This is a genomic window from Streptomyces sp. NPDC107498, from assembly GCF_055582805.1.
This window is the reverse complement of sequence record NZ_JBVJPE010000003.1, coordinates 289,763-304,046: the sequence shown is the minus strand read 5'-3', so window position 1 is coordinate 304,046 and position 14,284 is coordinate 289,763. Positions and strand designations below refer to the sequence as shown.

The window sequence follows — 14,284 nt, the reverse complement described above, 5'->3', positions numbered from 1 at the left end:
AGAACAACCGTACTGACATCCCGACCACCGGAGTCCCCGTGTCGCTGCCACCCCTGGTCGAGCCGGCCGCCGAGCTCACCGTAGACGAGGTCCGCAGGTACTCCCGCCACCTGATCATCCCGGACGTCGGGATGGACGGGCAGAAGCGGCTGAAGAACGCCAAGGTGCTGTGCGTGGGCGCCGGCGGCCTCGGTTCCCCGGCCCTGATGTACCTGGCCGCCGCCGGCGTGGGCACGCTCGGCATCGTGGAGTTCGACGAGGTGGACGAGTCGAACCTCCAGCGCCAGATCATCCACAGCCAGGCCGACATCGGCCGCTCCAAGGCCGCGTCGGCACGCGACAGCGTGCTCGGCATCAACCCGTACGTGAACGTGGTCCTTCACGAGGAGCGGCTCGAGGCCGACAACGTGATGGACATCTTCAGCCAGTACGACCTGATCGTCGACGGCACCGACAACTTCGCCACCCGCTACCTGGTGAACGACGCCTGCGTGCTGCTGAACAAGCCGTACGTCTGGGGCTCGATCTACCGCTTCGACGGCCAGGCGTCCGTCTTCTGGTCCGAGTACGGCCCCTGCTACCGCTGCCTCTACCCGGAGCCCCCGCCGCCGGGCATGGTCCCGTCCTGCGCCGAGGGCGGCGTCCTGGGCGTGCTCTGCGCGTCCATCGGCTCCATCCAGGTCACCGAGGCCATCAAGGTCCTGGCCGGCGTGGGCGACCCGCTGGTCGGCCGCCTGATGATCTACGACGCCCTGGAGATGCAGTACCGCCAGGTGAAGGTCCGCAAGGACCCCGACTGCGCGGTCTGCGGCGAGAACCCGACCGTCACCGAGCTCATCGACTACGAGGCCTTCTGCGGCGTCGTGTCCGAGGAGGCCCAGGAGGCGGCGCTCGGCTCGACGATCACTCCGAAGCAGCTCAAGGAGTGGATCGACGCGGACGAGAAGATCGACATCATCGACGTCCGCGAGCCGAACGAGTACGAGATCGTCTCGATCCCGGGCGCGCGCCTGATCCCGAAGAACGAGTTCCTGATGGGCGACGCCCTCCAGGACCTCCCGCAGGACAAGCGGATCGTCCTGCACTGCAAGACGGGTGTCCGCAGCGCGGAGGTCCTCGCGGTGCTCAAGTCCGCGGGCTTCGCGGACGCGGTCCACGTCGGCGGCGGCGTGATCGGCTGGGTCCACCAGATCGAGCCCGAGAAGCCGGTCTACTAGGACGGACGGAAGGCCCCGGACCCGCCTCGGCGGGTCCGGGGCCTTCCGCACGTGCCGGGGCCTTCCGCGTGCGCCGTGCCTTCCGCGCGGGCCGGGTCCGTCACTTCTTGCAGACCGTGCCCGAGGTCGGGACCTTGCCCGCCAGCAGGTAGTCGTCCACCGCCTTCTTCACGCACGCGCTGCCGCCGTTGTACGCGCCGTGGCCCTCTCCCTCGTACGTCAGCTCCACGCCGACGCCCTTGCCGAGCGCCTTCACCATGGCCCGGGCGCCCTCGTACGGCGTGGCCGGGTCTCCGGTGTTGCCGACGACCAGGATCGGTGCCGAGCCCGGCGCGGAGACGTCCGGGTGCTCCCACGCTCCCGGCACCGGCCAGTTCGAGCAGCTCGCGAGCGCCCAGCCCATGAAGTCGCCGAAGACGGGGGAGGCCTCGCGGAACTGGCCGAGCCGCTCCTTCGCCTGCCCGAGGGTGTAACGCTCCTTGAAGTCCACGCAGTTGATGGCGGCGTTCGCGGCCTGGATGTTGCTGTACGAGCCGTTCTCGCCGCGCCCGTTCATCGAGTCGGACAGGGAGAGGAGCAATCCCCCGTCACCGCCGTCGGCCGCGTCGAGCCCCTGCTCCAGATACGGCCAGAACTCCTTCGAGTACAGGGCCTGCGCGATGCCGTTGGTGGCCTGTGTCTGGGTCAGCTTCCGGTCGCCGATCCCGGGGATCGGCTTCTTGTCGAGGGCCGCGAGGAGGTCCGTGATCCCCTCCTCGATCTCGGCGACGCTGCCGCCCGGCAGCGTGCACTCGTCGCCGCGGTCCACGCAGTCCTGGGCGAAGTTGTCCAGCGCGAGCTGGAAGCCCTTCGCCTGGCCGAGGGCGCCCTCCTCGACGCCCGCGTCCGGGTCGACGACCGCGTCGAAGACGGCCCGGCCCACGTTCTGGGGGAACATGTGGGCGTAGACGCCGCCGAGTTGGGTGCCGTACGAGATGCCGAAGTAGTGCAGCTTCTCGTCGCCGAGGACCTGGCGCATCAGATCCATGTCCCGGGCCGCGTTCTCCGTGCCGACGTGCGGCAGGGCCGCGCCCGATTCCCGCTCGCAGCCCTTCGCGTACCGCTTCTGCGCGTCGGACAGAGTCCGCTCCTCCGCGGTGTCGTCGGGCGTGAAGTCCAGGGCGTAGTAGGCGTCGAGCTCCTTGTCGGTGGCGCACTCGACGGGGTCGCTGCGGCCGACCCCGCGCGGGTCGAAGGAGACCAGGTCGTAGCGGCCGCGCAGGGCCTCGTAGTCGGCGGCGAAACTGGGCAGGCCGGTGATGCCGGAGCCGCCGGGCCCGCCGAAGTTGAAGACGAGCGAGCCGATCCGCCGGGAGGCGTCACGGGCCCTGGCCCGGATGAGGGCCAGCTCGATCTTCTCGCCGTCCGGCGCCGACCAGTCGAGCGGCGCCTGGAGGAAGGAGCACTCCCAGGAGGCGCCCCCGGGCAGCGGCGAGGGCGCCGGCCCCCCGCCCTCGGCGGCGGACGGCGGCGGACAGGGCGCCCAGGACAGCTTCTGCGACGTCAGCGCCGAGATCCCGCTCGTGGCGGCGGACGGCTTCACCGCACCCGCCGTCCCGTCTCCCCCGTCCGAGCAGCCGGCGGCGAGCAGCACGGTGGTGGCGGTGAGCAGAGCGGCGCGCTGGGCGGCGGAGATCGGCATAGGCCCATCGTGGGCCGCCGCCCACGCCCCCGCGCGGGACGGAGGTCCAAGTGGGTGGCGGACGGCGGGGCCGCCCCTACAGGGCTTCCCGCTTGGTCAGCCAGTTGAAGCAGAGCCACCCCGGCAGCACCGGGATCCACAGGGTCAGCAGGCGGAAGAGGAGCACCGCCGGGGTCGCGACCTCCAGAGGCAGGTCCCCCACGGTCACCAGACCGACGGTCAGCGCGCCCTCGACCGCGCCGACGCCGCCCGGCGTCGGCGCCGCCGAGCCGAGCGCGTTGCCCGCGAGGAAGACGACGGCCACGCTCGCGTAGCTGATCGACTGATGGCCGTGCCCGAAGGCCTGGATCGAGGCGTCCAGGCAGAACACGAACGCGCCCGTGAGCAGCAGCATCCCGCTGATGCCGGTCAGCAGCTTCATCGGCCGCTGGAGCACGTCCAGCATGCGGGGCACCACACCGGCGAAGAGCGAGCGCAGCCGCGTCGACACGAACTTGCGCATGAACGGGATCGCCGTCACCACCAGGACGAGCACCGCGACCGTCAGGAGCCCGGCGATGACCGTCCTGGACGGGGTGAAGGACTGCGACTTCTCCGTGCCCGTCAGATAGCCGAAGGAGAGCAGGAGCAGGATGTGCGCCCCGAGACCGAAGAGCTGCGAGGCGCCGACGCTCGCCACCGCGAGCCCCGGGCGCACCCCCGAGCGCTGGAGGAAGCGGGTGTTCAGGGCGACGCCGCCGACCGCCGCCGGGGCGACGATCTTCACGAAGGAGCCGGCGACCTGTGCCACCACCGTCCGCGAGAACCCGACCCGCTCGGGCACGAAGCCGAGCAGGCTCATCGCCGCCGCCACGTAGCTGAGCGCCGAGAACAGCACCGCCGCCGCCACCCACCGCCAGTCCGCCTGGCTGATCGTCGACAGCGGCGTACGGGCGATCTGCGAGAGCAGGAAGTACGCGGCGACCGCGCCCGCGATCAGACTGACCAGGGTCCGCGGCTTGATCCGCTCCAGACGGACCGGCTCCACCGGGGCCTGCGGGCGGATCAGCAGCACCTGCTGCCGGATCTGCGCGAGCAGGTCCTCCTCGCGGGCCTCGTCCAGGGCGGTGTCGAGGGCCCGCTTCTCGGCCTTCTTGTCCGCCTTCTTCTCGGCCTTCGTCTCCGCCCGTACGGCCTTCCGGTCCGCCGCCGCCTCGGCCTTCGCGAGCTCCCGCTCGTGCTTGGCCGCCTCCGAGGCCGCGAGCACGGCCTCCCGCTCCCGCGCGGACCGCTCCCGCGCCAGCTTCCGCAGCGTCGCGCGCGTGGAGCGGCTCAGCGCGATGGGCTGGAGCAGCGGCAGACAGTCGGCGACGGTGTCCGGCCCGAGGACCTCGACGGCCGCGGAGACCGCCCGCTCCGCCCCCACCCGCAGCCCGAGGGTGGTGAGCAGCTGGGCGATGTCCATCCGCAGGACCAGGTCGCCGGCCGCGATCTCGCCGCCCCTCAGATCGGTGAGGATCACCTTGCCGGAACGATCCACCAGGATCGCGTCCCCCGTGAGCCGGCGGTGCGCGATCCGCCGGGACTGCAGCGCCCGGACCTGCCGCCAGGCGCTCCGGGCCAGCTCGTCGGTGATCTCGGCGTCGTCGAGCGAGTCCAGGTTCCGGCCGCCGATGTGCTCGTACACCAGCATCACGGCGTCCGGGCCGAGCTCCGAGGTGGCGATCAGCTTGGGCGCGTTCGCCCCGGCGGCGATCGCCGCGTACGCGAGGAGCGCCTCCTGCTCCAGGGCCTGGCGCAGCGAGACGATCGAGCGGCGGGTGGTGATCGTCCGCAGGGTGATCCGCCGCCACGCGCGGTAGAAGAAGCCGTGCGCCTGCTGCTCCCGGTCGACGACGGTGACGTCGAGCGGCGGCCCGGCCTCCAGGGTCACGATGTAGCGGCGGCCCCGGTCGGCGCTGTCCGCCGAGTCGGGCACGCCCTCGGCGCGCAGCGCGGTCACCGGCCGGAAGCCGACCCGGCGCAGACCGGCGAGGAGGGTCTGCCCGGTGGGCCGGACGTTCGGCGAACCGACGGCGTACAGCGTGCCGTACGCCACCGTCCAGCCGATCAGCACGGTCAGGATGATCGAGAGGGCGGTGGTGTAGCCGGCCACCAGCATCGTGAACGCGTCGAGCAGCAGCACCACCCAGAGCGACACCCGCCAGCGGGGCCTGCGGGCCATGCCGACGGCCGTCATGTACGCGATCACCGGCGCGAGGTAGTTGTGCACCGGGTCCGTGAGCCCGCCCCCGGACTGCGGCTGGGTCAGCGCGTCCTGGATCGTGCCCGGCGCGGCCTGGGCGACCCACAGGTCGGTGGCGAGGGTGACGCCGTGCGCCAGGACGGCGGCGAGGACCCCGTCCGCGATGCGCAGCCCGTCCCGTTTGATCAGCCGCTCGATGGCGAAGGCGACCGGCACGAGCAGGACGGCGATGGACGAGACGAGACCGGCGATCTTGACGAAGACGTCCGGGGTGCCGGTCGCACCCTTGTTGATGTCCTGCTCCAGGCCCGAGGTCGTGGCGTGGGCGAACGCGGCGACGGCGATGACGAGCCCGATGGCGAGCAGACCGACGAGCAGCCGCATGAGGTCGGAGGGCCGGTGGACGCGGGCGGCGAGCAGCGGCTCGTCGCCGGAGACCCGCTCGGGCACGTCGGGCCGGGCCCCGCCGGGAGGCTGCGTGTCCTGCCCCATCACCATGTCCGTCTCTGCCTGCGCGTCTCGTCCATCACGTTCTTGTACGTCTTGTACGTGTGCGTGTCGCTCTTGATCTCGTATCACCAGTCACCGCCCGCACGATGGTGGCACGAAGAGCTGCCGCGCGGAGGCATCAGGGCCATGTCGGTGGAGTGAGGCAGGATGGGGCGGATGAGCATGGAGGAGCCCGTGGGGGAGACCGGAGAACTGCCCGAGTACGCGGAGCGGGTGCTCGACCTCGCCGACGCGATCCCTCCCGGCCGCGTCATGACCTACGGCGACGTGGCCGAGTGGCTCGGCGAGGGCGGGCCGCGCCAAGTCGGCCGGGTCATGGCCCTGTACGGCGGGACGGCCCCCTGGTGGCGGGTGGTCCGCGCCGACGGCACGCTGCTGCCCGGCCACGAGCTCCGGGCCCTCGGCCACTACCGCGAGGAGGGCACCCCGCTGCGCGCGGCGGGCCCGGTTGCCGAGGGGCACGTACCGAGGATCGACATGCGCCGGGCCCGTTGGGACGGAACTCACATCTGAGGGAGCCGCCCCGGTCGGCCCGGGCGGAACGGCCCCGCGGGGGTGGAAGCGGTACGGAGTGCGGCTTGTCGGCGGCCCGCTTCGCGTAACGTCTTCGCTCGCGTCTCCCGAGGCGGCGGCCACGGCACACGGCCGCCTCACCCGCATCACCCCACCCACCAGGACCGGCGAACCACGTGAGCTCCTCCTCCACCACCCGGCGTACGCCGCCGCACCAGGGACAGCCGTACCCGGGTCCGGGACGGCAGCGGACCCCGGGCGCGTACCGACTGGTGCGCACCACGCCGGCCCCGCTGGATCCCCCTCAGCTGGACGCAGTCCAGCGGGAAGTGGTTGACCACGCCGGCGGACCTCTCCTCGTCCTCGCCGGACCCGGCACCGGCAAGACGACCACGCTGGTCGAGGCGGTCGCCGCCCGCATGGAGGGCGGCGCCGACCCCGAGCGCCTCCTCGTCCTCACCTTCAGCCGCAAGGCCGCCGTCGAACTCCGCGACCGCATGGCCGCCCGGCTCGGCGGCCGCCGCCCCCCGCAGGCGACGACCTTCCACTCGTACTGCTACGCCCTCGTCCGCGCCCACCAGGACGCCGAGCTCTTCGCCGAACCGCTCCGGCTGCTCTCCGGACCCGAGCAGGACCTCGCCGTCCGCGACCTCCTCGCCGGCCAGATCGAGCTGGAGAAGGAGGGCCGCGGCCGGGTCGGCTGGCCCGACGAACTCCGCGCCTGCCTCACCACCCGGGGCTTCGCCGACGAGGTGCGGGCCGTCCTCGCGCGCTCCCGCGAACTGGGCCTCGGGCCGGACGCGCTCGCCCGCTTCGCGGACCGGGTCGGCCGCCCGGACTGGAAGGCGGCGGCCGGCTTCCTCGCCGAGTACCTCGACGTCCTCGACCTCCAGGGCGTCCTCGACTACGCGGAGCTCGTCCACCGGGCCGTGCCGCTCGCCCGGGACGCCCGCCTGCCCGCGTACGACGCGATCTACGTCGACGAGTACCAGGACACCGACCCGGCACAGGTCCGGCTCCTGCACGCGCTCGCGGGCGACGGCCGGAGCACGGTCGTCGCCTTCGGCGACCCGGACCAGTCCATCTACGCCTTCCGCGGCGCCGACGTGAACGGCATCCTCGACTTCCCGTCCTCCTTCGGCGGCGCGGACGTCCGCGTCCTGCGCACCTCGCGCCGCTCCGGCGCCGACCTGCTCGACGCGACCCGGCTGCTCGCCCAGCGCATGCCGATGCCCCGGCTCCCCGCCGACAAGGTCCGCGCCCACCGCGCGCTCGCCCCGACGCGGGAGGGGGGACGGGCGGAGGCGTACACGTACCCCACGGCCTCGGCGGAGGCCGAGAACATCGCCGACCTGCTGCGCCGCGCCCACCTGGAGGACGGCGTCCCCTGGCAGGACATGGCCGTCCTCACCCGCGCCGCCGCCTCCCTCCCCTCCCTCCGCCGCGCCCTCACCTCGGCGGGCGTCCCCGTGGAGACGGACGCGGCGGACACCCCCCTCCGCCACGAACCGGCGGTGGCACCGCTGCTCCTCGCCCTGAGGGCGGTGGCGGGCGCCACGCCTTCGGCCCCGGCCGCGGACACGCCCTCCCCGGCCCCGGCCGTGGACATGCGTTCCGCCGGGGCGGAACGGGCGGGCACGACCGACGACGGCGCCGCACCCACCCCGGACAGCGAGCCCCGGGACGCCGCGTCCGCGCCGGACGGCGACCCCGCCCCCGCCGCGGCGGACACCCCGGGCGCGCCCGGCACCGAAGCGACCTGGCTTCCCGTGGAGACCGCGCTCGAACTCCTCGCCTCCCCCCTCGCAGGGGTGGACCCCGCCGACCTGCGACGGCTCGGCCGCGCCCTCCGCGACGAGGAACGCGCCGCGGGCAACAAGGTCCCGCCCCCCTCCGACGTCCTCCTGGCAAGGGCCCTCGCCGAGCCCGAGCGCCTCGTCGCGCACGACCCCGCCCACGCGCGCGGCGCCCAGCGCCTGGGGCAGCTCCTCCAGGAGACCCGCGCGCTGCTCGACGCCGGCGGCACCGCCGAGGAGGCCCTCTGGGTCCTCTGGCAGGGCACCCCCTGGCCCGGCCGCCTGGAGCGCGCCGCCCTCCGCGGCGGCCCCGCGGGCCGCAACGCCGACCGCGACCTCGACGCCGTCTGCGCCCTCTTCGAGACCGCCGCCCGCGCCGAGGAGCGCGTCGGCGGCCGGGGCGTCCTCAACTTCCTGGAGGAGCTCGACGCCCAGGACATCGCCGCCGACACCCTCACCCGCCGGCACACCCGCCCGGACGCCGTCCGTCTGATGACCGCACACCGCTCCAAGGGCCTGGAGTGGGGCTTCGTCGTCGTCGCCGGTGTGCAGGAGGGCCTCTGGCCGGACCTCCGTCGCCGGGGCTCCCTCCTCGAAGCGGACCGCATCGGCCGGGACGGCCTCGCCGAGCCGCTCAGCCCCGGCGCCCTCCTCGCGGAGGAGCGCCGGCTGTTCTACGTCGCCACCACCCGCGCCCGCGACCGGCTCGTCGTGACCGCCGTGAAGGCCGCGGCCGAGGACGGCGACCAGCCGTCCCGCTTCCTCACCGAGTTCGGCGCCGAGCCGAAGGACGTCCCGGGCCGTCCGCGCCGCCCGCTCGCCGTCTCCGCCCTGGTGGCCGAGCTCCGCGCCACCACCGTCGACCCGGAGGCCTCGCCCGCGCTCCGCGAGGCGGCCGCCGACCGGCTCGCCCGGCTGGCCGCGCTCACCGACGAGGACGGCCAGCCGCTGGTCCCGGCCGCGCATCCGGACCGCTGGTGGGGCCTGTTCGAGCCGACGCACAGCGCGGCGCCGCTGCGCGACCGCGACCGGCCGGTGGCGCTGTCGCCGAGCTCCCTGGAGAACCTGGTCTCCACCTGCGCCCTCCAGTGGTTCCTGGGCCGGGAGGTCAAGGCGGCGGCCCCGGCCACCGCCGCCCAGGGCTTCGGGAACGTCGTCCACGTCCTCGCCGACGAGGTCGCCTCCGGGCGCACCCCGGCCGACCTCGACGTCCTCATGGCCCGGCTGGACTCCGTGTGGGACGCCCTCGCCTTCGACGCGCCCTGGAAGTCGGCCCAGGAGAAGCAGCACGCGCGCGTGGCCCTCGAACGCTTCCTCAGCTGGCACGTCATGGACCGGGGCGGCCGCACCCCCGCCGCCTCCGAGCACGGTTTCGACGTGACCCTGGCGGCGGGGGAGTACGAGGTCCGCATCCGGGGCTCGATGGACCGCGTCGAGACCGACGAGCACGGGCGCGCGTACGTCGTCGACTTCAAGACCGGCAAGTCGGCCCCCACCCGTGACGAGGTCGCCCACCACCCGCAGCTCGCCGTCTACCAGCTCGCGGTGCGGGAGGGCGCCCTCGACGAGGTCTTCGGCGGCGACCGCCCGGAGCCGGGCGGCGCGGAGCTCGTCCAGCTGCGGCAGGCCGCCCCGAAGAAGGAGGGCGGCGACGCGCTGCCCAAGGTCCAGGCGCAGGAGCCGCCGGCCGGGGAGTGGGTCGGCGAGCTGCTCGCCAACGCGGCGGGCCGGGTCCTCGACGAGCGGTTCACCCCGAGCACCGGCCAGCACTGTGCGACCTGCGCCTTCCGGGCCTCGTGCAGCGCCCGGCCGGAGGGCCGCCAGGTCGTCGACTGACCCCGGCCGCTTCATCAGCCCGCCGGCCCGCGGCCCCGCCGCCCCGCCGGCCCACCGCGACCCACCGGCCCCCGGCCCACGCGGCCCGCCGACCCGCCGCGGCCCGCCGCCCCCGGCCCGGTCGCGGCCACGCGCGCGTGGGGCGACCCTGGTGGACAGGGGGCAGGGAACGCGAGGAGGCCCGCATGGCGTCCCACCGAAAGCTCCGCGTCGCGGCGGTCGTCTGCGCCGCCGTCGTCGTCACGGGACCCGCGCCGACCGCGGCCTGGGCGGCGACCGCCCGGGCCGGCGCCGTCCCGTCCGGGGTCGCGGCGCCCGCGCCCCCTCCCTCCCCGGATCCGTTCAAGGGCCTCACCGCCGACGAGATCGGCGACCGGGCCGTGACCGCCACCCGGTCCGCGACCTCCCTGCGCATGACCGGCCGGGTCTTCAGCGAGGGACAACCGCTCGACATCGACTTCGCCGTCGACGACAGCGACGAATGCACCGGCCTGATGAAGATCAAGGGCGGCACCGCCGAACTGCGCCGGGTCGACCACGTCACCTACATGAAGGGCGACGAGGCCTTCTGGCGGGCCTCCATGGCCTCCCAGGGCCTGCCGGAGGCACAGATCACGGCCGCCCTCGAACTGATCAAGGACCGCTGGCTGAAGATCGCCCCGGGACAGGCGGGCAGCCGGGGCCTCGGAGGCGTCTGCGACCTGAAGTCGCTCCTCGCCGACCTGGGCAAGGACCGGAAGGAGCGCAGGGGACTGACCCGGGGGCCGGACGGCAAGGTCGACGGGACCCCCGTCGCGACCCTGGTGAAGAAGAAGACCGGCGGCGAGACGACCACCGTGTCCGTCTCCGAGCAGGGCAAGCCCTACATCCTGAAGATGGTCAGGACCGGCGGCGACGAGCCGGGCACGGTGGTGCTCTCCGACTACGACGAGCCGGTCGACGTGAAGGCCCCGCCGCCCGGCGAGACCGTCGACCTCACCAAGCTCGACCAGGGCGCCCCCGCGTAGAACCGCAGGTGGGAACCGCGCGGGGCCGGAGTGTCGGTGAACCCCGCTAGCCTCTTCCGGTGACCGCGCACCTCACCGACCCCGAGCAGCTCAAGGAGCTGCTCGGCATCCCGTTCACCCCGGAGCAGACGGCCTGCATCACCGCGCCGCTCGCCCCGCAGGTCGTCGTGGCCGGAGCCGGCTCCGGCAAGACGACGGTGATGGCCGCCCGGGTGGTCTGGCTGGTCGGCACGGGCCAGGTCGCCCCCGAGCAGGTCCTCGGCCTCACCTTCACCAACAAGGCGGCGGGCGAGCTCGCCGAGCGCGTCCGCACCGCCCTCGTCCGCGCCGGCGTCACCGACCCCGACGTCATCGACCCGGAGAACCCCCCGGGCGAGCCCCGCATCTCCACGTACCACGCCTTCGCCGGACAGCTCCTGACCGACCACGGCCTCCGCATCGGCCTGGAGCCCACCTCCCGCCTCCTCGCCGACGCCACCCGCTACCAGCTCGCCGCGCGCGTGCTGCGCGAGGCCCCCGGCCCGTACCCCGCGCTCACCCGGTCCTTCCCGACCCTCATCACCGACCTGCTCGCCCTCGACGCCGAGCTCGCCGAGCACCTCGTGCCGCCCGAGCGGCTCCTCGCGTACGACTCTGGGCTCCTCGCCGCCCTCGCCGACGCCAAGCTCAGCAACGCCGAACTGCGCAAGGTCCCCGAGGCCTCCGCCGCCCGCCGCGAACTCCTCGACCTCGTCGTCCGCTACCGCGCCGCCAAGCGCTCCCGCGACCTGCTCGACTTCGGCGACCAGATCGCCCGCTCCGCCGAGCTCGCCACCACCCGGCCCGAGGTCGGCGCCATCCTCCGCGAGGAGTTCCGCGTCGTCCTCCTCGACGAGTACCAGGACACCTCCGTCGCCCAGCGCCTGCTGCTCTCCGGACTCTTCGGCCAGGGCCCGTCCGGCCGGAGCACCGGACACGCCGTGACCGCCGTCGGCGACCCCTGCCAGGCCATCTACGGCTGGCGCGGCGCCTCCGTCGCCAACCTGGACGACTTCCCCGAGCACTTCCCGCACGCGGACGGCAGCCCCGCGAGCCGCTACTCCCTCTCCGAGAACCGGCGCAGCGGCGGCCGCCTCCTGGACCTCGCCAACGGACTCGCCGCCCCCCTGCGGGCCATGCACGCGGGCGTGGAGGCGCTGCGCCCCGCCCCGGGCGCCGAGCACGACGGCAGCGTCCGCATCGCCCTCCTCCCCACCCACGCGGAGGAGATCGACTGGCTCGCCGACTCCCTCGCCCACCTCGTACGGACCGGCCGCGAGCCCGGCGAGATCGCGGTCCTGTGCCGCACCGCCACCGACTTCCCCGCCCTCCACGCGGCCCTCGTCGCCCGTGACGTCCCCGTCGAGGTCGTCGGCCTCTCCGGCCTCCTCCACCTGCCCGAGATCGCCGACCTCGTCGCCGTCTGCGAGGTCCTCCAGGACCCGGGGGCCAACGCCTCCCTGGTCCGCCTCCTCACCGGCCCCCGCTGGCGCATCGGCGCCCGCGACCTCGCCCTCCTCGGCCGCCGCGCCCGCCTCCTCGTCCACCGGGGCGGCGAGGAGACGGACCCCGAGCAGCGGCTCGCCGCCGCCGTCGAGGGCGTCGACCCGGCCGAGGTCGTCTCCCTCGCCGACGCCCTCGACACGTTCCTCGACTCCGGCGGCACCGACGACGGCCTGGCCTTCTCCGCCGAGGCCCGGGTCCGCTTCGCGCGCCTCGCCACCGAGCTGCGCGCCCTGCGCACCTCCCTCGCCGACCCGCTCATGGACGTGCTGCACCGCGTCCTCGCCGCGACCGGCCTGGAGGTCGAGCTCTCCGCCTCGCCGCACGCGCTCGCGGCCCGCCGCCGCGAGACCCTCGGCCAGTTCCTCGACGTCGCCGCCGGCTTCGCCTCCCTCGACGGCGAGGCCGGCCTCCTCGCCTTCCTCGGCTTCCTGCGCACGGCCGTCCAGTTCGAGAAGGGCCTCGACAGCGCGCTGCCGGGCGGCGAGAACACCGTGAAGGTCCTCACCGCCCACAAGTCCAAGGGCCTCGAATGGGACGTCGTCGCCGTCCCCGGCCTGGTCGCGGGCCAGTTCCCGAGCGCCCGGGCCCGCGAGTCGTGGACCTCTCAGCCCCAGGTGCTCCCGCACGCCCTGCGCGGCGACGCGGCCACCCTGCCGGAGATCGACACCTGGGACGCCAGGTCCCTCACGTCCTTCAAGAACGAGATGCGGGACCACCAGCACACCGAGGAGCTCCGCCTCGGCTACGTCACCTTCACCCGCCCCCGCTCCCTGCTCCTCGGCTCCGCCCACTGGTGGGGCCCGGCCCAGAAGAAGCCCCGCGGCCCCTCGGACTTCCTGCGCGCGCTGTACGACCACTGCGCGGCGGGCCACGGCGAGATCGAGGCCTGGGCGGACGAACCGGAAGAGGGCGCGGAGAACCCGTCCCTGACGGAAGGGGACGAGGACCGGGCCTGGCCGCTCCCGCTGGACGGCGAGGCCCTCAAGCGCCGTCGGGAGGCGGCGGAGGCCGTGACGAGCCGGTTGCGGGCGTACGTTCCGCAGGGCGACGGGGACGCCCCCGGACGGAGTCCGGGGGAGAGCGGGCACGAGTCCACCGGCACGGCGCCCGGCTCCCCGCCCCCCGACCCCGAGGACCTCTGGCCCGAAGAGGAGGAGCCCGTCTGGGACGAGGACGAGGAGGCCCTCCCCGAAGACGTCCACGCGGACGCGATCCCCGCCCCCAGGGCACCCGAGGCCCCGCCCTCGGAGCCGTACACCGGGACCACCCCGGAGGACGCCCGCACCATCGCCTCCTGGGACCGGGACCTCACCGCCCTCACGGCGGAGCTCAAGCGCGCCCGCGCGACCACCCGGGACGTCCTGCTCCCCGCGTACCTCTCCGCCTCCCAGGTCCTGCGCCTGGCCGCCGACCCCGACGGCTTCGCCCAGGAGCTGGCCCGGCCCATGCCGAAGGCGCCGCAGCCCGCGGCCCGCCGGGGCACCCGCTTCCACGCGTGGGTGGAGTCCCGCTTCGAGGAGCTCCCGCTGCCGTTCCTCGGCCCGGAGGAGCTGCCCGGCGGCGAGGACTTCGCGGGCGAGCCCGAGATCCTCGACGAGCGGGACCTCGACGAGCTCAAGGAGGCCTTCGCCCGCACCCCGTACGCCCGCCGCACCCCGTACCGCGTCGAGGTCCCCGTGCACCTCGCCCTCGCAGGCCGGGTCGTCCGGGGCAGGATCGACGCCGTCTACCGGGACCCGGAGTCCGGCGCGTACGAGATCGTCGACTGGAAGACCAGCCGGGACCGCACCGCGGATCCGCTCCAGCTCGCGATCTACCGGCTCGCCTGGGCCGAACAGCACGGCCTCGCGCCCGAGGAGGTGGCCGCCGCCTTCGTGTACGTCCGAACGGGTGAGGTCGCCCGTCCCGCCCGGCTGCCCGGCCGAGCCGAGCTGGAGGCCCTCCTGCTGGGCGGGGCACCCACGGACGCCGGATAG

7 protein-coding genes are annotated in these 14,284 nt (G+C 74.4%); 5 read left to right on the top strand and 2 right to left on the bottom strand.

Annotation, left to right across the window (positions count from 1 at the left end):
• Positions 1-38 precede the first annotated feature (38 nt).
• The gene (gene moeZ, locus ACZ66Z_RS07060) at positions 39-1,217 is read left to right on the top strand and encodes an adenylyltransferase/sulfurtransferase MoeZ (protein WP_469932965.1); all 1,179 of its coding nucleotides are present in this window, start codon (positions 39-41) and stop codon (positions 1,215-1,217) included.
• Positions 1,218-1,317: 100 nt separating this feature from the next.
• Here moeZ and ACZ66Z_RS07055 read toward each other — a convergent pair whose 3' ends face one another.
• Complete coding sequence (locus tag ACZ66Z_RS07055) at positions 1,318-2,898, bottom strand: alpha/beta hydrolase (RefSeq protein ID WP_469932964.1); 1,581 nt, start codon at positions 2,896-2,898, stop codon at positions 1,318-1,320.
• A gap of 76 nt (positions 2,899-2,974) precedes the next feature.
• Positions 2,975-5,620: a lysylphosphatidylglycerol synthase domain-containing protein gene (locus ACZ66Z_RS07050; protein WP_469932963.1), complete on the bottom strand. Its 2,646-nt coding sequence runs from the start codon at positions 5,618-5,620 to the stop codon at positions 2,975-2,977.
• Positions 5,621-5,779: 159 nt separating this feature from the next.
• On the opposite strand from ACZ66Z_RS07050, the gene ACZ66Z_RS07045 reads away from it, so the two are divergent.
• The 4 genes from ACZ66Z_RS07045 to ACZ66Z_RS07030 all read left to right on the top strand — a co-directional run bounded on the left by ACZ66Z_RS07045 (position 5,780) and on the right by ACZ66Z_RS07030 (position 14,284).
• Complete coding sequence (locus ACZ66Z_RS07045; protein WP_469932962.1) at positions 5,780-6,145, top strand: MGMT family protein; 366 nt, start codon at positions 5,780-5,782, stop codon at positions 6,143-6,145.
• 176 nt (positions 6,146-6,321) lie between these two features.
• Positions 6,322-9,777: an ATP-dependent helicase gene (locus ACZ66Z_RS07040; protein WP_469932961.1), complete on the top strand. Its 3,456-nt coding sequence runs from the start codon at positions 6,322-6,324 to the stop codon at positions 9,775-9,777.
• Between the two features lie 185 nt (positions 9,778-9,962).
• Complete coding sequence (locus ACZ66Z_RS07035; RefSeq protein ID WP_469932960.1) at positions 9,963-10,784, top strand: hypothetical protein; 822 nt, start codon at positions 9,963-9,965, stop codon at positions 10,782-10,784.
• Positions 10,785-10,843: 59 nt separating this feature from the next.
• Entirely contained in the window at positions 10,844-14,284 is a 3,441-nt protein-coding gene (locus tag ACZ66Z_RS07030; RefSeq protein ID WP_469932959.1) for a UvrD-helicase domain-containing protein, read from the top strand.

Coding starts and splice junctions, on each gene's coding strand:
- ACZ66Z_RS07055 (WP_469932964.1), bottom strand. CDS start 2,898: ATGCCGATCTCCGCCGCCCAGCGCGCCGCTCTGCTCACCGCCACCACC.
- ACZ66Z_RS07050 (WP_469932963.1), bottom strand. CDS start 5,620: ATGGTGATGGGGCAGGACACGCAGCCTCCCGGCGGGGCCCGGCCCGAC.
- ACZ66Z_RS07045 (WP_469932962.1), top strand. CDS start 5,780: ATGGGGCGGATGAGCATGGAGGAGCCCGTGGGGGAGACCGGAGAACTG.
- ACZ66Z_RS07035 (WP_469932960.1), top strand. CDS start 9,963: ATGGCGTCCCACCGAAAGCTCCGCGTCGCGGCGGTCGTCTGCGCCGCC.